A 23201-nucleotide genomic window follows, 5' to 3' on the forward strand; every position below is an offset into this window, starting at 1 on the left:
ACCCCAATCCCCCCCCACCCCCCCCCACCCCCCCCCCCCCCCCCCCCCCCCCCCCCCCCCCCCCCGCCCGCCCCCCCCCCCCCCCCCCCCCCCCCCCCCCCCCCCCCCCGCTCGCCTCCGTCGAAGGGGTGGACGTCAGCAGCCACAACGGCAACGTCGCCTGGTCGACCCTCTGGAACAGCGGCGTCCGCTTCGCCTATGTCAAGGCGACGGAGTCCACCAGCTACACCAACCCGTACTTCGCCCAGCAGTACAACGGCTCCTACAACACCGGGATGATCCGCGGCGCCTACCACTTCGCCACCCCCAACACCTCCAGCGGCGCCGCCCAGGCCAGGTACTTCGCCGACCACGGCGGCGGCTGGTCCAAGGACGGCAAGACCCTGCCCGGCGCACTCGACATGGAGTACAACCCCTACGGCGCGACCTGTTACGGGCTCAGCGCGGCCGGGCTGGTCAACTGGATGAAGGACTGGTTCGCCACTTACAAGGCGCGCACCGGCCGGGACGCCGTCCTCTACACCTCCACCAGCTGGTGGAAGCAGTGCACCGGCAACTCCGCCGCCTTCGGCGCCGTCAACCCCCTGTGGATTCCCCGTTACGGCTCCTCGGTCGGTGAACTCCCGGCCGGCTGGGGCTTCCACACCATCTGGCAGTACACCTCGTCCGGCCCGACGGTCGGTGACCACAACCGCTTCAACGGCTCGATGGACCGGCTCCGGGCGCTGGCCAACGGCTGATAGGGCCTGTCGTTGGGATCAGGCCCTGGCGGTGCTCAACCCGCACGACGGCCGGTCCGGCTCCTCCGAGGGAGCCGGACCGGCCGTCGTGGTCGTCACGCCGCGACCGGCACCTCCGGGGCGGCGCCGTTCGACGCCGGTGTCAGGGCCAGTTCCAGCACCTGGCGGACGTCGGCGACCGGGTGGACCTCCAGGGCTTCGAGGATCTCGGCGGGGACGTCGTCCAGGTCCGGTTCGTTGCGCTTGGGGATGATGACGGTGCCGATGCCGGCCCGGTGCGCCGCCAGCAGCTTCTGCTTGACGCCGCCGATCGGCAGCACCCGCCCGGTCAGCGAGACCTCACCGGTCATCGCCACATCCGGCCGGACCTGCCGGCCCGACAGCAGCGAGGCCAGCGCCGTCGTCATCGTCACCCCCGCGCTCGGACCGTCCTTGGGAACGGCGCCCGCCGGTACGTGCAGATGCACCCCGCGCTCCTTCAGGTCGGCGACCGGGAGCTCCAGTTCCGCGCCGTGGGAGCGCAGGAACGACAGCGCGATATGCGCGGACTCCTTCATCACGTCACCGAGCTGGCCGGTCAGCTGGAGCCCGGACGCCCCGGTCTCCGGATCGGCGAGCGAGGCCTCCACGTAGAGCACATCGCCGCCGGCGCCGGTGACCGCGAGACCGGTGACCACGCCGGGCACCGCGGTGCGCCGCTCGGCCGGGTCCTGGGCCGACTCGGGGGTGTGGTGCGGCCGCCCGATCAGCGGGCGCAGCTGGTCCGCACCGACCGTGAACGGCAGCTCCCGCTCCCCCAGTTCGTGCTGCGCGGTGACCTTGCGCAGCAGCCGGGCGACCGCGCGCTCCAGATTCCGGACGCCCGCCTCGCGGGTGTATTCGCCCGCCAGCTTGCGCAGCGCCTCGTCCTCCAGGGTCACCTCGCCGGGCTCCAGACCGGCCCGCTCCAGCTGGCGGGGCAGCAGATGGTCCCGGGCGATGACGACCTTCTCGTCCTCTGTGTAGCCGTCCAGCCGGACCAGCTCCATACGGTCGAGCAGCGGCTCGGGGATGGCTTCGAGGACATTGGCGGTGGCGAGGAAGACCACATCGCTGAGGTCGAGTTCGACCTCCAGGTAGTGGTCACGGAAGGTGTGGTTCTGCGCCGGGTCCAGGACCTCCAGGAGGGCGGCGGCCGGGTCGCCCCGGAAGTCGGAACCCACCTTGTCGATCTCGTCGAGGAGGACGACCGGGTTCATGGAACCGGCCTCCTTGACGGCCCGGACGATGCGGCCGGGCAGCGCGCCGACGTACGTACGGCGGTGGCCGCGGATCTCCGCCTCGTCCCGGACGCCGCCGAGCGCCACCCGGACGAACTTCCGGCCCATGGCCCGGGCGACGGACTCCCCGAGCGAGGTCTTGCCGACCCCGGGCGGGCCGACCAGCGCCAGCACGGCTCCCCCGCGACGGCCGCCCACGAGGCCGAGGCCCCGCTCGGCCCGCCGCTTGCGGACGGCCAGGTATTCGGTGATCCGCTCCTTGACGTCCTCCAGGCCGGAGTGGTCGGCGTCCAGGATCTCCTTGGCGCCGGTGATGTCGTAGGCGTCCTCGGTCCGTTCGTTCCAGGGCAGTTCGAGGACGGTGTCCAGCCAGGTGCGGATCCAGGAACCCTCGGGGCTCTGGTCGCTGGACCGCTCCAGCTTGTCGACCTCCTTGAGGGCGGCCTTGCGGACGTCCTCGGGCAGGTCGGCGGCCTCGACACGGGCGCGGTAGTCGTCGCCCTCGTCCTCCGGATCGCCGTTGAGCCCGGCGAGCTCCTTGCGGACCGCCTCCAGCTGCCGCCGCAGCAGGAACTCCCGTTGCTGCTTGTCGACGCCTTCCTGGACGTCCTTGGCGATGGACTCGGCGACGTCCTGCTCGGCGAGGTGTTCGCGCAGCGCCTCGGTGGCGGACTTCAGCCGCGCGACCGGGTCGACGGTCTCCAGCAGCTGGATCTTCTGTTCGGTGGTCAGGAACGGCGAGTAGCCCGAGTTGTCGGCGAGCGTCGGCACGTCCTCGATCTGCTGGACGCGGTCGACGACCTGCCAGGCGCCGCGCTTGCGCAGCCAGCTGGTGGCCAGCGCCTTGTACTCCGTGACGAGTTCGGCCACCGCGCCGGGCAGCGGATCGGGCACCGTCTCCTCGACGGTGGTGCCCTCCACCCACAGCGCGGCCCCGGGTCCGGTGGTGCCGGAACCTATCCGCACCCGGCCCAGGCCCCGGATCAGCGCGCCGGGATCGCCGTCGGACAGCCGCCCGACCTGCTCGATCCGCCCGAGCGTGCCGATCGCGGCGTACTTCCCGTCGATGCGGGGCACAAGCAGCACCCGCGGCTTGTTACCCGAGGAGGCGGCGGCCTGGGCGGCCTCCACCGCTGCCCGTACGTCCGCGTCGGACAGGTCCAGCGGCACCACCATGCCGGGGAGCACGACCTCGTCATCGAGGGGCAGCACGGGCAGAGTGAGCGATGTGGACGTCGAAGCCATGATCTCCCCTTCGGCAAGCAAGTTGAGCTTTACTCACTCAATGCGGAGGGGCCGGGAGATGTTCCCCGGGGTGCGTTCGCTGTGAGCGATCAGGGGAGTTGCCGATTTGGCGGGACGGGACGGGGGCGAGCCCGCGGCGGGCGGGCGGGCCGGACCCTCGGGCGGTCGGGCGGGCAGGGCCGGGCTCCTGTTGATCAACGGGGCAGCCGGCGGGGCCCGCCGGTCGCGCCGCGCTACCAGTGGGCGGGGCGGTTCAGGGTCCGCGGCAGCTGGGTCGCGGCATCGCCCTTGGCCGCGTTGAGCTGCGCCTGGGTGAGGAAGAGCGCGCCGGTGAGATCGGCACCGGCGAGGTCGGCGGCGCGCAGATCGGCGCCGATCAGGTCCGCCGTGCGCAGATCGGCGCCCTTGAGGTCGGCGGCGATCAGGTAGGCCCCACGGAGGTTGGCGCCCCGGAGGTTGGCGCCCTTGAGACGGGCCCCCATGAGGTCGGCGCCCCGCCGCTCCTTCTTACGGCCCGGGACCCCGGCCCGTACGAGTTCACTGGTGCGCAGCAGCAGGGCGTTGACCTCGCCCCGGTGGGCCGGCACATCCAGCTCCATGAGCTCCTCGGCGCTGCCCCGGGTGAGGCGCTCGGTCTTCTCCAGGGCGGCGCGCAGATCGGCGTGGACCGGGCGGGCCGCCGGCCGGGTCAGCGCCTCGGCCAGGTACCAGAGGAGTTCGTGCAGCTGCCGCATGACGGGGAAGACATCGAACATCTGCCGGGCGGTCCCCGGTGCCCGCCGCCAGTCCTGTCCGTCGAAGGTGACCTGGGAGACCTTCTGCCCGGCGCCGAAACAGTCGAAGACGGTGCAGCCGGTGAAGCCGCGCGGGCGCAGGTCGCTGTGGATGCCGCAGCGGAAGTCCTGCTGGAGGTTCGGGCAGGGCCGGCCGGCGTCCTTGTCGATCGCGAAGTCCGCCGAGGCCGCGAACGGCAGCGCGACACAGCACAGCCCGAAGCAACTGCCGCAGTCGGAGGTCAGGCCGAGGTCGGTGACGTCCGGAATCGAGGGCTCGCGCTCTGAGGACAAGGTGGGTGCACTCCTGCGTCGGCGGGCACCGCACGAGGCCGTGCCGGGAAGGGAGCGCCATTCTCCCAGGCGCCACAGGGCCGCCGCGCCCGGCCGGATCCGTACGCCGCGCCCGGCACCGCCCCGCCGCGCACCGCGCGTTGTCAGTGGCCGGCCCTAACGTCGGATCCATGAGCATGCTCGGAGAGTACGCACGTGTCACTCCTGCCGAACTCGACCGCGCCCTGGGCGATCCCGAGTGGGCGCTGAAGCTGGTCCAGGGGCGGATGGAAGCGGAGGCCGCCGGTCGCCCGGAGCCCGGGCCGGCGCGCTGCCTGGACATCGACAAGACCTGGGACGCCGTCGGGTTCCTGCTGCGCCGCACGGCCTTCCCGGTGGACATCGTCCACGGTGAGCAGCCCGTCCCGGATGCCGACGACTGGGGCTACGGTCCGCCCCGCTACCTCACCCCCGCGCAGGTGCGGACCGCCGCCGAGGCGCTCGCGGAGATACCCGCCGAGCGTCTGACGGCCGGCGCCGGCCCGGCGGACCTGGCCGCGGCACAGGTCTATCCGGCGATCGTCTGGGAGCGGGGCGAGCCGCTGGACTATGTCCGCGCGCACTACGAGCAGTTGCGGCCGTTCTTCCGCGCGGCGGCGGACGAGGGGGACGGCATGCTCCTCTGGATCGGATAGCGGCGCCCGGTCCGGCACCGCCCTGCGGAACGCCGCTCGCAGCGCCTCACGCCCCGTCAGGACTGCTACCTTCACGGCATGTTGCAGCGGATGTCCGGAGTTTTCATCGGCGCACTGTTCGGGACGATCTTCGTGGTCGCCAACGCGCACGACCCGCTGAATCCGGCGATCGGTATCGCCCTCCGGGTGCTCGCGGTGCTCACCTTCGCCGGGCTGCTCACGCTCGCGCTACGGGCGGGGCGCCGCGGGCAGCCCGCGCCGGACGGCCCCGAGACCCCTCAGGCGGACTGGTTCCGGGGCAAGTTCGCGTTCGTCGTGGGGGCCGAGGCGGCGCTGCTGATCGGCGGCAATATCGCGCTGCGGGCGGCGGGCGCCCCCGAGCAGACCGCGGTGGCCTGGATCGCGCTGATCGTCGGCCTGCACTTCATCGCGCTGACGGCGGTCTGGAAGCGGCGCAGCATCGCCGTACCGGGTGCCGCACTGACCGCGCTCGGCGCGATCGGCCTGGGCATGGCGGCCACCTCCGCCGTGGCGTGGGTGCCGTTCGTCAGCGGTGTGCTCTCCGGTGTGGCGCTCCTGGGCGGCTGCGCCTACGCCATCACCCACACCTACCGGTCGACGGCGCGGCCGTAGGGCCGGCCCCCGGACCGGCCGGGCCACGGGGAACGCTCAGTACATCCGCGCGCCCCGCAGGGCGGGATGGCCCAGGTCGCCGAGGAGCCGTGCGGGTGCGGCGCGACGGGTGCGCCAGCGGCGCAGCAGCGGCCAACTCGCCACCCCCAGGGCGAGCGAGAGCAGATGCCCCCAGTCCGACAGCGGGTCGACGTAGGCGTACAGATCCGTCAGCGCCAGATAGCCGACGCCGGCCAGCAGCAGCCGTCCCGGCCAGGCCGGCAGCAGCCCGGCCAGGGCTCCGGTGCAGGTCATCACGCCGAAGCTGATGCCGTAGTCGAGGCGGTGCAACGAGCTCTCCGGCAGCCCGCCGGCGGCGACCGAGAAGGCGACGGGGAGTTCGGTGGCGAGGGTGGCGAGCACATGGCCGCCGAAGAAGACCGCGACGGCGGCCCGCGCGCCGATCCGCCGCTCCAGCGCCGTCAGCACGAAGAGGAAGGCGAGGGCGTAGGCGGAGGTCAGCCCGCCGGCGATCCACAGGGCGCTGGCGATCAGCACCACCAGTGGGGCCTGGGCGAGATGGACGACATCGGTGCTGGAGCCCCGCAACAGCTCGGAGACCAGCCCCGGGTCGGCGTACTCGGCGAACAGCGAGGTGGCCGCGAGGAGGACCGCGTAGCCGAAGGTGAAGGGGGTGCCGACGGGGGTGGGCAGCAGCCGCCAGGGCCGCCAACGCACCGCCGCCGCAGGGGCGTTCGGCCCCGCCTCGGCGACGCCGCGGGCCCGGGGCTCCCCGCCCCCGCGCTGCCGGGGAATGCCGGGCAGCAGACCCGGCGCCCCGGCCGGACCGGTGTCCGGCCCGGCGTCGGCGACCGGCCCGCGACCGGTCCGTATCCTCTCGGCGGTTCCCAGCCAGCTCACAGTCCGAGGCCCCTTCCGTCCTGGCGCATCCGGTGAGCCACGCCCGTGTCCCTCGGCCGTGAATCCCTGCCCTGTCCTACGTCCCGGACCACCCTGCACGCTCAACCCATGAAGAACCTGTGAGAGTGAGATCCCTCACACGAGGCAACCCCGGACGGGTGCTTCACGTCCGGTGCAGACGACGGGGGACGCGTCCCCAAAGCGTTGGACCGGCGCACCCCGTATTGGCCACCATGGCGCCATGGCTCCCGTGACACCGACGCAGGCAAGAACCGGCGCCCCCGAGGCCCCGCGCACGCTCGACCGCCGCGAGGGCCCGTACGGCGAGGTGGTGCTGCGGCAGCGGGGCGGGCCCGCCGCGGCGCCCGGGACCGACAGCGCCGATGCCCCCGCGGCACCGGTGATCTACGAGATCATCGCCAACGGCTGCTTCCTGATGGACACCTCCGACGGCCGGTCCGAGCGGCTGCTGATCGACGCCGCGCTGGACGCGCTGCCGGCCGGCCGCGCCCACCCCTCCGTCCTGATCGGCGGCCTCGGCGTCGGCTTCTCCCTGGCCCGCGCCGCCCGGCAGCCGCGCTGGGGCCGGATCGTCGTCGTCGAGCGCGAGGAGGCGGTCATCGACTGGCACCGCACCGGCCCGCTGTCGGCCGTCTCGGCGGACGCGCTGGCCGATCCGCGCACCGAGATCCTGCCCACCGACCTGGTCGCCCACCTGCGCACGGAGGCGGACCGGGACACCTACGACGCGCTGTGCCTGGACATCGACAACGGCCCCGACTGGACCGTCACCGAGGACAACGACAGCCTCTACTCCCCCGACGGACTCGCCGCCTGCCGCGACCGTCTGACCCCCGGCGGAGTGCTCGCCGTGTGGTCCGCGCAGCCCTCACCGGCCTTCGAGGACGCACTGCGAAATGCCGGTTTCAGCGGGGTACATACGGAAGAGATCCCCGTTGTCCGAGGCGTCCCGGACGTGGTCCATCTCGCGCGGAAGGGCGCGTAGCCGACAGTCACACCATGCCCGTACGCTGCTGCCCAGCAAGACGCGACCACGCAGGGACATGCAGGGGCGGGCGATGGACCAGACTCAGACAACGCAGGGCGGCGCCGCCGCGGCCACGCCGGGTGCCCAGCGCCGGGTGCTGGTCGTGGAGGACGACCCCACGATCGTCGAGGCCATCGCGGCCCGGCTGCGCGCCGAGGGCTTCCAGGTGCAGACGGCCACCGACGGCCCGGCCGCCGTGGACACCGCCGAGGCCTGGCAGCCCGATCTGCTGGTCCTCGATGTGATGCTGCCGGGCTTCGACGGCCTGGAGGTGTGCCGCCGGGTCCAGGCCCAGCGTCCGGTGCCGGTGATGATGCTCACCGCCCGGGACGACGAGACCGACATGCTGGTGGGCCTCGGCGTCGGCGCCGACGACTACATGACCAAGCCGTTCTCGATGCGGGAGCTGGCCGCCCGGGTGCATGTCCTGCTGCGCCGGGTCGAGCGCGCCGCACTGGCCGCGCACACCCCGCGCAGCGGCATCCTCCGGCTGGGCGAGCTGGAGATCGACCACGCCCAGCGCCGGGTGCGGGTGCGCGGTGCGGACGTCCATCTGACGCCCACCGAGTTCGATCTGCTGGTCTGCCTGGCGAACACCCCCCGCGCGGTGCTCTCCCGTGAGCAGCTGCTGGCCGAGGTGTGGGACTGGGCCGACGCCTCCGGGACCCGTACGGTCGACAGCCACATCAAGGCGCTGCGCCGCAAGATCGGCGCCGAGCGGATCCGCACCGTCCACGGCGTCGGCTACGCCCTGGAGACCCCCGCCGCATGACGCGGTCGCCACGCACCCGTCTGACCGAGCTGTGGCAGCGGGTCTGGGAGGGGCTGCGCCCGCTGGACCCGTACCGCTCGGTCAAGGCCGCGCTCGGGGCACTGGTCAGCGTCTCGGTGATCATCACCACCCTGCTGGTGTTCGTCGCGATGCACTCGGCGACCGAGCTGCGGGTGATCACGATCTTCTCGATCATCGCCTCGCTGCTGATCACCCAGTTCGTGGCCAACAGCCTGACCGCCCCGCTCGACGAGATGACGGATGTCACCCGGTCGATGGCGCACGGTAACTACAGCCGCCGGGTCCGCTCGGAGCGCCGCGACGAGTTCGGCGACCTGGCGAACGCCTTCAACCGGATGGCGGCCGATCTGGAAGCGGTGGACACCCACCGCAAGGAGCTGGTCGCCAATGTCTCGCACGAGCTGCGCACCCCCATCGCCGCGCTCCGGGCCGTCCTGGAGAACGTCGTCGACGGCGTCTGCGAGCCGGACCCGGAGACGATGCGTACGGCGCTGAAGCAGACCGAGCGGCTGGGCCGGCTGGTCGAGCACCTGCTGGACCTGTCCCGGCTGGACAACGGCGTGGTGCCGCTGCACGCCCGCCGCTTCGAGGTCTGGCCGTATCTGTCCGGGGTGCTCAAGGAGGCCAACATGAGCCGGGGCGCCGCCACCCTCGCCGGGGTGGCCGGCTCCGGCACCCACACCCGTACGGACGTCCATCTGCACCTCGATGTCTCGCCGCCGGAGCTGACCGCGCACGCGGACGCCGAGCGGCTGCACCAGGTCGTGGCCAATCTCATCGACAACGCGATCAAGCACAGCCCCCGGCACGGCCGGGTCACGGTGCACGCACGGCGGGGCGAGGGGCCGCAGAGCCTGGTGCTGGAGGTGCAGGACGAGGGCCCCGGCATCCCCGAGGCGGAGCGCTACCGGGTCTTCGAGCGGTTCAACCGCGGCGGTCCGGCCCCCTCGGGCCCCGGCAGCGACGGCGGTACGGGCCTGGGCCTGGCGATCGCGCGCTGGGCGGTGGATCTGCACGGCGGACGCATCGGCGTCGCGGAATCGTCCCGCGGTTGCCGGATCCGGGTCACTCTTCCGGGGCTGGAGTCAGCTCGAAGCTGACGGCCACTGACGTAGGGTCGGTGGTGGAAGCACTCATCCTCGGGTGTGGCGGTGATCACTCCTACCCGCACAGAGGCAAACTTCGTGTGTTTCCCGCCAAGTCATGCCCCGAAACCCGGCCGGGAATGTGACGTACACGACGAGTGCCCCTCCCGGCCTGCACCAAGGGTCACAACAGGCGTAGCCTTTATTCCCGCTGTCCACCACCTTAGGAAGCGGAAGAGGGCGGTTGCCGCCGTGTCGCTACAGTCCCCCAACAGCTCGAGCATCTCGACCGACCAAGAGGGGCAGGGTAAGAACCCTGCTGCCGCGTTCGGTCCCAATGAGTGGCTCGTCGACGAGATCTACCAGCAGTACCTCCAGGACCCGAACTCGGTAGACCGAGCCTGGTGGGACTTCTTCGCTGACTACAAGCCGGGCGGTGCCACCGCGCCGGGCCAGCCGGCGGAGGCTCCCGGTGCTGACGCCGCGCAGCCCGCCGCGGCCGCCCCGGCGCAGCCGGCCGCGCCCGCAGCCGAGCCGAAGCCTTCCGGTGCAAGCACCGGCTCCACTGGAGCGGCTGGCGCCGCGCAGCCTTCTGCGCCGGCCACCCCGGCGAAGCCCGCCGCGAGCGCTCCGGCACCGGCGAAGGCCGCTCCGGCGAAGGCCGAGCCCGCGAAGGCCGCTCCGGCCAAGCCCGCCGCGAAGCCGGCCGCCGAGGAGGGCTCGGCTCCGGCCGGTCCCGAGTTCGTCACCCTGCGCGGCCCCTCGGCCGCCGTTGCGAAGAACATGAACGCCTCCCTGGAGCTGCCGACGGCCACGTCCGTCCGCGCGGTCCCGGTGAAGCTGCTCTTCGACAACCGCATCGTGATCAACAACCACCTCAAGCGCGCCCGCGGTGGGAAGGTCTCCTTCACCCACCTCATCGGGTACGCGATGGTGCAGGCCCTCAAGGCCATGCCGTCGATGAACCACTCCTTCGCGGAGAAGAACGGCAAGCCGACGCTGGTCAAGCCCGAGCATGTGAACCTCGGTCTGGCCATCGACCTGGTGAAGCCGAACGGTGACCGCCAGCTCGTCGTCGCCGCCATCAAGAAGGCCGAGACGCTGACCTTCTTCGAGTTCTGGCAGGCCTACGAGGACATCGTCCGCCGGGCCCGCGACAACAAGCTGACGATGGACGACTTCACCGGAGTCACCGCGTCGCTGACGAACCCGGGCGGCATCGGCACCGTGCACTCCGTGCCCCGCCTGATGCCCGGCCAGTCCATGATCATGGGCGTCGGCGCGATGGACTACCCCGCGGAGTTCCAGGGCACCTCCCAGGACGCCCTGAACAAGCTGGGTGTCTCCAAGGTCATGACGCTGACCAGCACCTATGACCACCGGGTGATCCAGGGCGCCGCCTCCGGCGAGTTCCTGCGGATCATGAGCCAGCTGCTGCTCGGCGAGAACGAGTTCTTCGACGACATCTTCAAGTCGCTGCGGATCCCCTACGAGCCGGTCCGCTGGCTCAAGGACATCGACGCCTCGCACGACGACGATGTCACCAAGGCCGCCCGGGTCTTCGAGCTGATCCACTCCTACCGGGTCCGCGGCCACGTCATGGCCGACACCGACCCGCTGGAGTACCACCAGCGCAAGCACCCCGACCTCGACATCACCGAGCACGGGCTCACCCTGTGGGACCTGGAGCGCGAGTTCGCGGTCGGCGGCTTCTCCGGCAAGTCCATGATGAAGCTGCGCGACATCCTGGGCGTGCTGCGTGACTCGTACTGCCGCACCACCGGCATCGAGTTCATGCACATCCAGGACCCCAAGCAGCGCAAGTGGATCCAGGACCGGGTCGAGCGCTCGCACAAGTCGCCCGAGCGCGAGGAGCAGCTGCGCATCCTGCGCCGGCTGAACTCCGCCGAGGCCTTCGAGACGTTCCTCCAGACGAAGTACGTCGGCCAGAAGCGCTTCTCGCTGGAGGGCGGCGAGTCCGTCATCCCGCTGCTGGACGCGGTCATCGACTCCGCGGCCGAGTCGCGCCTCGACGAGGTCGTCATCGGCATGGCCCACCGCGGCCGCCTCAACGTCCTGGCGAACATCGTCGGCAAGTCGTACGCGCAGATCTTCCGCGAGTTCGAGGGCAACCTCGACCCGAAGTCGATGCACGGCTCCGGCGACGTGAAGTACCACCTGGGCGCCGAGGGCACCTTCACCGGTCTGGACGGCGAGCAGATCAAGGTCTCGCTGACCGCCAACCCCTCCCACCTGGAGGCCGTGGACCCGGTCGTCGAGGGTGTCGCGCGCGCCAAGCAGGACATCATCAACAAGGGCGGCACGGACTTCACGGTCCTGCCGATCCAGCTGCACGGTGACGCGGCGTTCGCCGGCCAGGGCGTGGTCGCCGAGACGCTGAACATGTCGCAGCTGCGCGGCTACCGCACCGGCGGCACGGTGCACGTGGTCATCAACAACCAGGTCGGCTTCACCGCCGCCCCGGAGTCCTCGCGTTCGTCCATGTACGCCACCGACGTGGCCCGCATGATCGAGGCGCCGATCTTCCATGTGAACGGCGACGACCCCGAGGCCGTCGTCCGCGTTGCCCGTCTGGCCTTCGAGTTCCGCCAGGCGTTCAACAAGGACGTCGTCATCGACCTGATCTGCTACCGCCGCCGCGGCCACAACGAGTCGGACAACCCGGCCTTCACCCAGCCGCTGATGTACGACCTGATCGACAAGAAGCGCTCGGTGCGCAAGCTCTACACCGAGTCCCTCATCGGTCGTGGCGACATCACGCTGGAAGAGGCCGAGCAGGCCCTCCAGGACTTCCAGGGCCAGCTGGAGAAGGTCTTCACCGAGGTCCGCGACGCCACGACGGCCCCGGTGGCCCCCGAGGTGCCGCAGCCCAAGGCCGAGTTCCCGGTCTACGTGGACACCGCGATCTCCCAGGAGGTCGTCAAGCGGATCGCCGAGTCGCAGGTCAACATCCCCGAGCGGGTCACCGTCCACCCGCGTCTGATGCCGCAGCTCCAGCGCCGCGCGGCCCAGGTCGAGGACAACGCCATCGACTGGGGCATGGGCGAGACCCTGGCCGTCGGCTCGCTGCTGATGGAGGGCACCCCGGTCCGGCTCGCCGGCCAGGACTCCCGCCGTGGCACCTTCGGCCAGCGGCACGCGGTGCTCATCGACCGGGAGACCGGCGACGACTACACGCCGCTGCTCTACCTCTCCGAGGACCAGGCCCGCTTCAACGTCTACGACTCGCTGCTCAGCGAGTACGCGGCGATGGGCTTCGAGTACGGCTACTCCCTGGCCCGCCCGGAGGCGCTGGTCATGTGGGAGGCGCAGTTCGGTGACTTCGTCAACGGCGCCCAGACGGTCGTCGACGAGTTCATCTCCTCGGCGGAGCAGAAGTGGGGCCAGACCTCCGGCGTCACCCTGCTGCTCCCGCACGGCTACGAGGGCCAGGGCCCGGACCACTCCTCGGCCCGTATCGAGCGGTTCCTCCAGCTGTGCGCGCAGAACAACATGACGGTCGCCATGCCGACCCTGCCGTCGAACTACTTCCACCTGCTGCGCTGGCAGGTCCACAACCCGCACCACAAGCCGCTGGTCGTCTTCACCCCGAAGTCGATGCTGCGTCTGAAGGCCGCGGCGTCGCGGACGGATGAGTTCACGTCGGGCGGCTTCCGCCCCGTCATCGGTGACTCCACGGTCAAGCCCGAGGATGTCCGCAAGGTCATCTTCTGCTCCGGCAAGGTCTACTACGACCTGGAGGCCGAGCGGGAGAAGCGCGGTGCGCACGACACCGCGATCGTCCGTATCGAGCGGCTCTACCCGCTTCCCGGCAAGGAGCTCCAGGCGGAGATCGCCAAGTTCCCGAACGCCGAGAAGTACCTGTGGACCCAGGAAGAACCGGCGAACCAGGGTGCCTGGCCGTTCCTCGGCCTCAACCTGATCGACCACCTCGACCTGGCCGTCGGCGCCGATGTCCCGCACGGCGAGCGGCTGCGCCGGATCTCCCGGCCGCACTCCTCGTCGCCGGCCGTCGGCTCCGCCAAGCGTCACCAGGCAGAGCAGGCACAGCTGGTCGCGGAGGCCTTCGACGCGTAAGCGTCGGGCCGCCGGAGAACCGGCAGGCACGCAGCGGAAGGGCCCGTCCCCGGTGGGGGCGGGCCCTTCCGCCTGCGTGGGGCACCGGCGCGGCCCGCTACACGGGCTGGGGTTCGAAGTCCCAGTACGGGCGGCGGCGGCGCCGGGCGGACAGGGTGTGCGGATGCTCGGCGCCCAGGGTCTCGGAGAGCTGCCCGATCGCCTCCTGTTCGAGCTTCGCCGCCTCCTGGCCGCGGCGGAGCGCCCGCAGGTCCTCGGACAGCGCCGTCTTCGCGGAGAGGGTCAGCGGATGGGTGTCGCCCAGCCTCGCCTTGGCCCGCTCCAGGGTGTCGCGGCCCAGCTCCACCGCGCCCTCCTCGTCGTCCACCCGGTTGCGGGCCGCGGCGGCGTTCAGCGCACAGCCCAGCGTCCAGGGGTGGCCCGGCCCCATGGCCTCGGCCATCCCGCTCAGCGCGCGTTCGGCGAGGTCCAGCGCGTCCGCCGGGTCCCCGAACTCCCCGCGGACCAGCCCGACGTTCCCCAGGGTGCCGACGGTGTACGGATGGCGCTCGCCGGCCAGGGCGCGGTAGCGCTCGGCGACCTCCTCCGCGAGGTCGCGGGCGTGCCCGAGATCGCCGTGCTCCCGCAGGAAGGTGGCATGGTCCGCGCGCACCATCAGCGTCTCGGGGTGGCGGGGCCCGAGCACCCGGCGGGAGCGTTCGACGAGGTCGGCCAGCAGGCCGGCGGCCCGGGTGACCTCGCCGGAGCGGCGCAGGCACAGCGCGAGATTGTGCTCGGCGCGCAGGGTCTGCGGGGTGTGCGCGCCCATCACCTGGAGATGCAGCCGGGCGTTGAGCTCCTGGCTGGAGGTGGCGTCGCGGTAGCGGCCGAGCAGGCGCAGGGTGCGGGCGTAGGCGGTGCCCGCGTTGAGCGTGAGGTGGTGGCGGGCGCGCAGCTCGCGCTCCCGGAAGGACAGCACCTCGCGATGGGTGACCAGCGCTTCCTCGTACCGGCCGAGCAGCGCCAGGACACTGCCGAGGTTGTGCCGCGAGGAGAGGGTGCGGGGTGCCTCCGGGCCGAGCAGCTCGGTGTAGGCCCGCCAGACGGCGTCGAAGAGGTCGTAGGCCTGCTCGTAGGAGCCCAGCGCGATCAGCGTGCCGGCCAGCCCGTCCTGGGCCCGCAGCAGATCGGCGTCGGAGGGGTCCCGTTCGGCGGCGAGCTGGTCGACGACGGCACTGCCGACGGCCTCGGCCTCGCGGTAGCGGCCGAGCCGGCGCAGCATGTTGGCGTGCTGGTGGGTCAGGACGAGCATGGTGCGCTGGGTGGCCGCGAGCCGGGTGCGCCAGCGGGACATGAACTGTTCGCACAGCCGCAGGCCCATGCGGTATTCGCCGCGGACCCGCAGATATTCCACGCAGTTCAGCAGCAGCTGCTGGACCGCGGGCTCGGGGCTGTCGAGGACGCCGGCCGGTTCCAGATGCGGGATGAGTTCGGCGTAGCGCTCCCAGTAGCGGGTGTCGGCGGGGTTCTGCGGGTCGGCGGTGACCAGCACCCGGCAGGCGCACGCCGACATCAGGTCGCGCTCGTCCTCGGTCATGTCGCTGCGCAGGAACCGGTGGTAGAGCCGGTGCATCAGCGCGGTCTCCACGGCCGGGTCGGCGTCCTGGGAGACCTGGTAGTCGAGGCGTACGGCGGTGGACTCGGTCAGCCGGCGCAGCGCGGTATTCCAGCTGATCGGCTCGGCGGCCAGGTCGGCGAGGTGCTCGGGCAGGTCACCGCGGCGGGCCCGGGCGAGCATCGGCACGGGGATGGTGTCCGGGGCGAAGAACGCGAACAGCTTGAGGAGTTCGACCGCGGCCGGGCTGCGTTCGCGCAGCGTGTTGAGAGTTATGGCCCAGCTCGTCTGGAAGGCCATGGGGTAGTCGGAGGAGATCCGGATGCCGACGAGGCTGGGCTCACCGCGGCGGATCAGCTCGATGTACTCCTTGGGGGACATCGGGTTGGCGTCGAGCCAGGCGGCGGTCTGCGCGAGCAGCAGCGGCAGGTCCTGGACCGCTTCGGAGAGCAGATCGGCCTCCATCGGCGTCAGCCGTGGGGCACGCCGCCGTGCGTAGGCGACGCTCTCGACGCGTTCGAAGGGCGGCACCTCGATCTCCTGGGCGCTGCCGGAGCCCGACCAGTCGCGGGTGAGGGTGGTGATCAGGACATGGCCGCGGCCGTCCGGGACCAGGTCCTCGATCTGCTCCATGTCGTCGGCGCTGTCGAAGATCAGCAGCCAGCGGCGGTAGGGGCGGCCGACGCGGAGCGCTTCGTGGACGGCGCGGATGCGGTCGCCCAGCTCGCGACCCACGGGCAGGCCGAGCCGGGTGGCGAGTTCGGCGAGCTGTTCGCGGGCGGCTCCGCGGTTGGTGGCGCTGATCCACCACACCACGTCGTAGTCGTTGCCGAAGCGGTGGGCGTATTCGGCGGCGATCTGGCTCTTGCCGACGCCGGAGGTGCCGTACAGCGCGAGCCGGGTCTCCAGCGGCGGGCCCGCGCCCGCGCCGGAGCCGGCCAGCTTGCCGTGCAGCGCTTCGAGGACGTGGTCGCGGCCGGTGAAGCGGTTGTTGCGGCGCGGGATGTTCCAGACCTCGGGCGGGTTGTTCGGGAAGCGGGGCGCGCCGGGCGCGTCCTCGTCCACGGCCCGGCCCGGCGCCGCGATGCCGAGCCGTTGCAGTACCCGGCGGTTGGCCTCGTGGGCGTCCAGGTCACGCAGGTCGGCGGGGCGCAGCAGGGACGCCGTGGCGGGCAGGCTCTGGGTGGCCACGCTCACCGCGGCGAACCGGTCGGGGTGCGCGGAGACCACCTCGCGCAGCGCGGCCGTCCACTCGTCCTGCGTCTTGGGGCCCAGCCGGAAATACCAGTCGTCCAGCACCATCAGCAGCCGGCCCTCGGCCTCCAGCAGCCCCGACAGCTCCGCCACCAGCGCGGTGTCCACCTGGGGGTCCCAGCGCAGCATGGTCGTGCCGTGGCCCTGCTGCTCCAGCTGATGGGAGATCCAGGCGGCCCAGGGCCGGGTGAAGCCCGCGTAGCTGATGGTGATGTGTTCGTTGGAGCCGGTGGGACCGGAGAAATGGGCCTGATCGACCATGCGACCGTCTCCCTGGGATGCGATGGTGCGCGCGCGGAGAGGCTGTCTCATCAGGCACGCCCTGGCTCTTTGGCACGATAGCCCAAGTGTCCCTCCATATGACGACAGGTCGTCAGGTCATCTCGGACGCAGGTCAGTTGAGGGCGACCGTGGCGTCCAGGCGGGCCGCGATGTGCCGGATCAGGCGCTCCAGGTCGGCGCAGTAGACGGACGGATTGGTGAAGCCGCCGGCGTCCGCGCGATAGCGGTGGGCGTAGTTGCCGCCGCCGCACACCTCCACCAGGGCGCAGCCGCGGCACTGTGCGCCGAGGCCGTCCCGGCCGCTCCGGCGGGCGGCCATACCGGGGTGTGCCAGGGCGTCGTCGAAGGTGTGGCGGAAGACGTCGAGGCCGGTGGCGGCGGCGCCCTCGTAGGTGGATTTGAGCGAGTCGACCTGTTCGATGGCGCCGTCGGTGTCGACGACCAGGGCGACGACCGGCGAGAGCCCGACCGCCTCGCTGGAGCTGGGGCGGCCCAGGAGGAGGCCGAGGATTTCGGTGAAGACCCGTACGCGGGGGCCGGGGCCGCCGTCCCACCACAGGTCGAAGACGGTGCACAGCCAGTCGCCGTACGGGGTGCGGCCGGCCGGGCCGAGGGGGGCGGGCGGCGGGCTGGTCCAGTTGGCGTGCGGGAGGAGGAAGTCGACCATCGGGGGGTCCAGGGCGCGCAGCGAGTCGTAGACCTCGGCGGGGGCCGCGGTGATGTCGATGGTGCACAGGATGCCGGCGAAGACGTCGGGCCGGTCGTGGAGCAGGCGTACGGCGCGGGAGACCGCGGGCCAGGAGGGCCGGCCTGCGTGGTCGATGCGGCGGCGGTTGAGGCCGGGGGTGCCGCCGTCGAGGCTGAGGCCGAGCCGGAACCCGGCGGCGCCGAGGGTGTCGATCATGTCCCGGGTGAGCAGCGTCCCGTTGGTCTGCACCCCGAAGTCGGCGGTACATCCGGCGGGCAGCGCGGCGCGGACCGCGGCGGCCTGGGCCAGCAGTGGTCCGGGGCCGGTGAGCAGCGGCTCGCCGCCGTGCAGATCGATCCGGACCTCGCGCAGCCGGTGGGTGCGGGCGTGTTCGGCGATCCGCAGGGCGGTCTGGCGCATGGTGGCGGCGGGGACGGTCGGCGGGCGCGCGCGCCAGCTGCGGTCCGGCCCGGCGTAGATGTAGCAGTAGGTGCAGGCGAGGTTGCAGCGGCTGTGGACCTTGAGCACGAACTGCCGGAAGGGCACGACAGCGGTCGGGCCGGTCTTCTCCCCCGCCACGGGTCGCCCCCTGCTCTCGTCTGCCTGCGTCGAGGTACGGGCTCACCGATTCCGGCCCGCTGCCTGGTACATGGCTCCGCCCCCGGGCGAGGAACCAATTTCCCCCAGCAACTGGCCGGTTTCCTTGCACGTTTGCCCAAAAACAACCGTTCTCGACCCTCAGTGCAAGACCTTCTCCGGACCGTCCTCGTAATAGGCGACGGCGTCCTCCGCCGACGGCCAGTTGCGCAGCAGCAGCGCCGCCACCTCGCCCAGCACCGCATGGTCGGTCCGTGCCGCCAGAACGCCCACGTCAACCCCGGCGAAGTCCGGCAGCCGCTCGGCCGACGGCCCCGGCGGGGCGGCCACAGCCGGTTCGGTGCGGGGGGTAGTCGCCACGCTGCTCTCCTCTGGCCGGCTGGACGGGTGTGTTCCCGAACTGCCGTCCACAGAAACACGTTCCGCTGCGGACGGCCAGGCAGCCGGACGGGGTGCCCCGGGCCTGTCAGGCGGTGGATTCCAGGGCGCGCATACGGGCGCGGGTGCGCTGGGCCTCGGGGCCGGTGTCCTCGCCGGCCCGCTGCCACTGCTCCCAGCTCTCGCGGTAGGCGTGCAGCGCGGACCGGGGTCCGGCGGTGACCTCCAGGACCTCGCCACGGCGGTGGTGGGCACGGGCGGCCGGCAGGGCGCTGTCGGCCCGCCGGGCGGCCGCGGCGGCCCGGCGGTAGCAGGCGGCGGCCCGGTCATGGCGCTCACGGGAGTCGAAGCGGCGGTCCAGCAGCAGCTGCACATCGCCCACTTCGAGCCAGGCCTCGGCCGCCACGGCGTCCGGTACGTCCGCGCCGCGGGCGGCCAGCTCCAGGATCCAGTCGGCCTCGTGCAGATCGGCGAGCGAGGGCTGGCGTTCGTAGCGCAGCCGCAGGGCGCGGCCGAACAGCAGCCGGTGACTGCCCAGGTCGGGGTCCTGCGGCGCGACCCGGCCCAGCGCCTCGCGCAGGACGTGCACCGCCTCGTTGGCCAGCCGCTTGCCCGGCTCCCCGGCCGGCTCCAGCCGGGCGCGCAGCAGCAGTGCCGCGCCGCGCTCGGCGAGCAGCGCGCTGTGCTCGGGGGAATCGGGGGTGGTCAGCCGGAGGGCGGCGGCCAGCGCGGCGATGGCGGCGTCCAGTGCGGTCAGGTCGCCGGTACGGGTGTGCACGGCGCGCTGGGCGGCGGCCGTACGGCGCAGGCTGTCCGCTTCCAGGGCCCGGTCGTCCAGTTCATGGGCCAGCGCACGGGCGTGTTCGAGGGTGGGCAGCACGGACGGCAGACCCGCGCCGCCGTTGAGCTGGCGGGCCGCCGCGAGGTCGAGCAGGGTCTCGCAGACCAGCCGGTCGGCCGCGCCACCGCGGCGGCGCAGCAGGACCGCGGCGGTGTCGAGGTCGTCGGCGGCGCGGACGGCGAGCGCCTCGGCGGGGCGCGGCCCTCCGGTGTCGCCGCGGGCGGCCCGCCGGGCCTGGTCGAGCAGCACACCGCCGCGGGCGGCATAGACCTCGCCCGGCACCTGCTCTCCGCTGGGCCACTGGTCGAGGAGCGTGGTGAGCGAGCGTTCCGCCTCGTCGAGGGGGTCGGGGTCGGTCGCTCCGTCGGTGCTCGGTACGGGCGGCAGGGCGGCCAGGCGGCGCAGGACCTCGGTGCGTAACACCATGCTCTCCAGGACGCGGGGGTCCAGCAGGCTCATCAGCCCGCAGGCGGCGTGCAGATGGCGGGCGGCGTCGGCGAGCGCGGTGCGCTCCTCGGCGGGGGTGCCGGCCGCGCGGCGTTCCCGGGCGCGGGCGTGGCCGACCCGGCCCAGCACGATCAGCGCCCGGGTGCGCTCGGCCTCCCGGCCCGCCACGGCGCCCTCCTGGTCGTCGACGGGCTCGCCCGCGGTGGCCCGTTCGGCGGCGCGGGCCGCGTGCTCCGCCTCCTCCAGGGCGTCCGGCTGGCGCCAGGTCGCCCAGGCGTGCAGCAGCGCGCGGGCGAGGTCGGTGCCGGCCACCGGCAGGCGTTCGGTGGCGGCGCGCAGCAGCCGGACCGCCTCGATCAGGTCCCGCCCGGCGCGGTCCTGTTCGTAGCGCTCCAGGAGGGCCGCGCCTTCGGCGGCGGGTCCTTCGGTCGCGTACGGCCGCCGGGCGGGCGGGCGCAGCGCGGGCTCGAAGCGGCGCAGCACCCGTTCCGAGACCCGGGCGAAGGGTTCGGGGACGGCCCGCTGGCCGGTCTCGGGCTCCCGGCCGCTGCCGGAGAGCATGGCGACCGCGACGGCCGGGAAGTTGCGGGCGCTGCGGCCGAAGGTGCGCTCGACGTAGAGCGAGCAGTGCTTGAGCACCAGGGCCGCCTCCCCCGCACTGAGCCGGGCGAGGAGTTCATCGCGTACACCGGGCACGAAGTCGTACCAGGGGCCGCTCACCCCGGTCTGCTCCCCCGACGGCCGCTCGTCCGCCGGGAGTTGCGTGACCAGTCCGCTGAGCAGCACCTCGGCCAGCTCGGCCGGGCCGGTCTGCGGCAGCATCGCGCGCTGGACGAGCTGGATGACGGGCAGCGCGAGCGGCACCGCCGACAGATGGACGGCGAGCAGCCGGGCGGCCGGCGAGGCCTGCTGGTCGAACTCGCGGACCATACGGGCCGGCGCGGCAGGGCCGCCGGGCGCGGGCGGCGGACCGGCCGGGTGTTCGGTGCCGTGGTCGGCCCGGACGACGGAGGCCGCACCGCGCAGCGAGAGACCGGCGTCGGCGGCGGCCAGCCGGGCCCAGGAGCCGAGCGCGGACGGAGTGGCGGACAGCACCGGAATGGCGCGCTCACGGGGCACTTCGTCGGTGCCCGGAGGCCCGGCGGGACGGCGGCGGCGCCGGGCCGGGCGGAAGCCGAGCGCCTGGTAGGGGCCCTGGCGGCGGACGAGGGTGCCGGCGACGGCGGGGAGCAGGGTGCGCGCCCACATCCGCTGCGGCAGCGGCTGGACGACGGCGAGCGGGGCGTCGGCCGCCCAGCGGTAGAGCAGCCGCTGCATCCGGCCGTCCCGCCAGAGGGGGCCCGCGCAGTCGCTGACGACGAGGGTGAGGTGATGGCCCGTCGGGTCGTGCAGCTGGTCGGCGGGGCGCAGCGGACGGCCGGGGCCGGGGGCCGCCGCGACGCCCACGTCCGGGCCGTGCGGATGGAGGTAGTGCACCGTGACATCGCGGAAGGCGCCGACCCGCTCACAGACCTGGCGCAGGTCGTGCAGCATCTGTTCCCAGACGGCCATCGAGGACGAGCCGTCCATCAGGAGCCGCAGACCGGCCGCCCGGCGGTGCACCCCGCGCAGCACCGGGATGATCATTTCGGCGTGGGCGGAGAGCTCGGCGGTGGCGGGCTCGTCCAGCCTCCGGGGGACCGGGGCGACCGGCGGGCGGTAGCGCTGGATGGGCCGCAGCGCACGCTGGAGCGGCAGCAGTCCGGGGAACGCGGAGGCGATCGGGACCGCGACCTCGCCGAGGCGCTGCCGGTCCGGGTCGGGGAAGCGCGCGGGCGTCTCCCCCGGGTCACGGGTGGGCAGCAGCTCCGCGACCCGGCGCCGGGCGCCCTCCTGGAGCACGGATGGCGCGGGGTCCCCGTCCGCCGTTTCGGTCCCGCCGCCGCCCGGTGCCGCCCCACCCGTCCCCGCGAACTCAGCGGATGCGGAGGGTCCCACCCGGAAAGTGGCTGAATCCTTACGGTCCGGAGGGTCCCCGTGGGTGGGCCCGGCGTCCGCGGTGCCCTCGGCCCGCGCGGGGCCCGGGGTGATCCACTGGGCGAGCCAGAGGGCATCGGCCATCCCGCGGGCGTCGGCCGGCAGCCCCGCCGCGGTCAGCCGGGCGACGAGTTCGTCGAGGGGGCCCGGGCCGGGCTCCCCGGGGGGCACCGGACTCACCTCGTCCGGTCAAGAGGCCGCATCAGCTCCGCCGTCAGACGCCGCCGCGTCTCCTCCTCGTCCTCGTCCGTCCAGCCCGCTCTCTGGGTCAGGTGGATGGCGTTGAAGAGCTGGTCGACGGCGCGGACATCGCCGGGCTCGCGGTCCAGGAAGCGGTCGATCACCGCTTCGTAGCGCTCCGCCGCCCCCTCGCCGAAGTGCGCCCGCACCATGGCGGCGAGCCGCTCCTTGTCGGGCACCGGGATATGGAGGTGGATGCAGCGGCGCAACAGCGGCGCCGGGAAGTCCCGTTCGCCGTTGCTGGTGAGGACGATGAAGGGGAAGGCACGGCAGCGCACCCGGCCGTCGCGCACCGTCACCCGGGTGCCGTCGTCGCTGAGCACCTCCACCTCGGGGGCGGATCCGGCCAGCCGCTCCAGCTCCGGAATCCGGAACTCCCCTTCCTCCAGCACATTGAGGAGGTCATTGGGCAGATCGATATCGCTCTTGTCGAGCTCGTCGACGAGCAGCACCCGGGGCCGGGCAGCCGGCAACAGGGCCGTGCCCAGCGGGCCGAGGCGGATATAGCGGCCGATACCGCCGCCGGGTTCGTCGGTGGGGTCCGGGCCGGCCGGCGCCGCACCCTCCGCGGCGGCCGGGGCGGCGCGGGCGATCTGGAGATCCTGGAGGCGGCCGATGGCGTCGTAGTCGTACAGACCGTCACGGAGCGTGCTGCGGCTGACGACCGGCCAGCCGAGCACCCGGCCGAGGCCGAGTTCGTAGGCCACCGAATGGGCCAGGGTGCTCTTGCCGCTGCCCGGTGCGCCGGTCACCAGCAGCGGACGGCGCAGGTAGAGAGCGGCGTTGACCAGCTCACGCTCGGTCTCGCCGGGGCGGTGGTGGCTGGCCTCCCGGTGCCGCACGCCGAGCCTGCGCTCGGAGGAGGGGTCGAGGGCGGCCGGCGGCGCCACGAGGGGGCCGCCGTCGAAATCGCGCCAGGGGGGCGGCGGCGGAAGATGCTCAATTCCGTCGTGCGGTGCCCCCGCGCCACGGTAGATGAGCCAGTCGCTCACGTCGGAACTCCTCGTCGCCGGCCAGGCCTCGGTCAGGAGCGATGGTCATGGCGGACCGCCGGAGATCTCGGCATCCGCTCGGCCTCCCCCCGCGTCCGCCACCCACAGTCACGCAGTCGCGTCCTCACGAACAAGTCTTCCACGACGCTATGACAGTACCCACCCGGACGGAAGCACACGGGGCGGTTTCCGGTCTCCCGCGCGGGCATCGTGGGCGCTCAAGTGCCAGGTACGGGGCGTGACTTGCCGCTACAGGGGCGGATGCCGCCCGGCCGGGCACCGGGCGCGTGCGAGGTGTACGGGGCGTACGCGGCGCCCGGAGCGCCAGGG

At 72.8% G+C, this 23201-nt stretch carries 15 protein-coding genes; 7 read left to right on the forward strand and 8 right to left on the reverse strand.

All coding sequences use genetic code 11. The annotated features are described in order from the left end of the window. On the forward strand, positions 1-740 hold a 740-nt coding region (locus tag ACZ4XD_RS34410; protein ID WP_468048857.1), incomplete at its 5' end, for a lysozyme. Positions 741-835: 95 nt separating this feature from the next. On the opposite strand, the gene lon is transcribed toward ACZ4XD_RS34410, so the two are convergent. Then, positions 836-3244, reverse strand: a complete 2409-nt coding sequence (gene lon / locus ACZ4XD_RS34415; RefSeq protein ID WP_468048860.1) for an endopeptidase La — start codon at positions 3242-3244, stop codon at positions 836-838. A 233-nt stretch (positions 3245-3477) separates the two neighbouring features. Continuing rightward, on the reverse strand, positions 3478-4311 hold the full coding sequence (locus ACZ4XD_RS34420; protein WP_468048862.1) for a pentapeptide repeat-containing protein: 834 nt from the start codon (positions 4309-4311) through the stop codon (positions 3478-3480). Between the two features lie 170 nt (positions 4312-4481). On the opposite strand from ACZ4XD_RS34420, the gene ACZ4XD_RS34425 reads away from it, so the two are divergent. Beyond that, entirely contained in the window at positions 4482-4985 is a 504-nt protein-coding gene (locus ACZ4XD_RS34425) for a YfbM family protein (protein WP_468048866.1), read from the forward strand. Between the two features lie 78 nt (positions 4986-5063). Next, positions 5064-5618, forward strand: coding sequence for a hypothetical protein (locus ACZ4XD_RS34430; RefSeq protein ID WP_468048869.1), 555 nt, complete (start codon positions 5064-5066; stop codon positions 5616-5618). A 36-nt stretch (positions 5619-5654) separates the two neighbouring features. Here the strand turns inward: ACZ4XD_RS34430 and ACZ4XD_RS34435 are convergent, their stop codons facing one another. After that, positions 5655-6518: a rhomboid-like protein gene (locus ACZ4XD_RS34435; protein WP_468048873.1), complete on the reverse strand. Its 864-nt coding sequence runs from the start codon at positions 6516-6518 to the stop codon at positions 5655-5657. 241 nt (positions 6519-6759) lie between these two features. Here ACZ4XD_RS34435 and ACZ4XD_RS34440 point away from each other — a divergent pair, with 241 nt between their 5' ends. The 4 genes from ACZ4XD_RS34440 (at position 6760) to ACZ4XD_RS34455 (ending at position 13542) form a co-directional block, all read left to right on the forward strand. Then, entirely contained in the window at positions 6760-7524 is a 765-nt protein-coding gene (locus ACZ4XD_RS34440; protein WP_468048876.1) for a spermidine synthase family protein, read from the forward strand. Between the two features lie 73 nt (positions 7525-7597). Continuing rightward, a complete protein-coding gene (locus ACZ4XD_RS34445; RefSeq protein WP_042148648.1) occupies positions 7598-8338 on the forward strand; it encodes a response regulator transcription factor in 741 nt (246 codons plus the stop codon). After that, positions 8335-9459 (forward strand): sensor histidine kinase, encoded by a 1125-nt coding sequence (locus tag ACZ4XD_RS34450; RefSeq protein ID WP_042148646.1) that lies wholly within the window; start codon positions 8335-8337, stop codon positions 9457-9459. The genes ACZ4XD_RS34445 and ACZ4XD_RS34450 overlap by 4 nt, the downstream gene beginning before the upstream one ends. Before the next feature lie 237 nt (positions 9460-9696). Beyond that, positions 9697-13542 (forward strand): multifunctional oxoglutarate decarboxylase/oxoglutarate dehydrogenase thiamine pyrophosphate-binding subunit/dihydrolipoyllysine-residue succinyltransferase subunit, encoded by a 3846-nt coding sequence (locus ACZ4XD_RS34455; RefSeq protein WP_468048879.1) that lies wholly within the window; start codon positions 9697-9699, stop codon positions 13540-13542. Between the two features lie 97 nt (positions 13543-13639). Here ACZ4XD_RS34455 and fxsT read toward each other — a convergent pair whose 3' ends face one another. The 5 genes from fxsT to ACZ4XD_RS34480 all read right to left on the reverse strand — a co-directional run bounded on the left by fxsT (position 13640) and on the right by ACZ4XD_RS34480 (position 22871). After that, positions 13640-16651: an FxSxx-COOH system tetratricopeptide repeat protein gene (gene fxsT / locus ACZ4XD_RS34460; RefSeq protein ID WP_468048883.1), complete on the reverse strand. Its 3012-nt coding sequence runs from the start codon at positions 16649-16651 to the stop codon at positions 13640-13642. Between the two features lie 133 nt (positions 16652-16784). Continuing rightward, complete coding sequence (locus tag ACZ4XD_RS34465; protein ID WP_468048885.1) at positions 16785-17939, reverse strand: FxsB family cyclophane-forming radical SAM/SPASM peptide maturase; 1155 nt, start codon at positions 17937-17939, stop codon at positions 16785-16787. 159 nt (positions 17940-18098) lie between these two features. Then, positions 18099-18317 (reverse strand): YxD-tail cyclophane-containing RiPP peptide, encoded by a 219-nt coding sequence (locus ACZ4XD_RS34470; RefSeq protein ID WP_042148635.1) that lies wholly within the window; start codon positions 18315-18317, stop codon positions 18099-18101. 106 nt (positions 18318-18423) lie between these two features. Further along, positions 18424-21810 carry an SAV_2336 N-terminal domain-related protein gene (locus ACZ4XD_RS34475; protein ID WP_468048889.1) on the reverse strand — a complete coding sequence of 1129 codons (3387 nt, stop codon included), beginning with the start codon at positions 21808-21810 and terminating at the stop codon, positions 18424-18426. Positions 21811-21815: 5 nt separating this feature from the next. Then, the gene (locus ACZ4XD_RS34480) at positions 21816-22871 is read right to left on the reverse strand and encodes an AAA family ATPase (RefSeq protein ID WP_468048893.1); all 1056 of its coding nucleotides are present in this window, start codon (positions 22869-22871) and stop codon (positions 21816-21818) included. Positions 22872-23201 lie beyond the last annotated feature (330 nt).

This window comes from Streptomyces sp. NPDC029466 (genome assembly GCF_055574515.1).

Excerpts from the sequence above, each read along its gene's own strand:
- fxsT (WP_468048883.1), bottom strand. The coding sequence starts at position 16,651 with ATGGTCGATCAGGCCCATTTCTCCGGTCCCACCGGCTCCAACGAACAC.
- ACZ4XD_RS34440 (WP_468048876.1), top strand. The coding sequence starts at position 6,760 with ATGGCTCCCGTGACACCGACGCAGGCAAGAACCGGCGCCCCCGAGGCC.
- ACZ4XD_RS34445 (WP_042148648.1), top strand. The coding sequence starts at position 7,598 with ATGGACCAGACTCAGACAACGCAGGGCGGCGCCGCCGCGGCCACGCCG.
- lon (WP_468048860.1), bottom strand. The coding sequence starts at position 3,244 with ATGGCTTCGACGTCCACATCGCTCACTCTGCCCGTGCTGCCCCTCGAT.
- ACZ4XD_RS34425 (WP_468048866.1), top strand. The coding sequence starts at position 4,482 with ATGAGCATGCTCGGAGAGTACGCACGTGTCACTCCTGCCGAACTCGAC.
- ACZ4XD_RS34430 (WP_468048869.1), top strand. The coding sequence starts at position 5,064 with ATGTTGCAGCGGATGTCCGGAGTTTTCATCGGCGCACTGTTCGGGACG.
- ACZ4XD_RS34450 (WP_042148646.1), top strand. The coding sequence starts at position 8,335 with ATGACGCGGTCGCCACGCACCCGTCTGACCGAGCTGTGGCAGCGGGTC.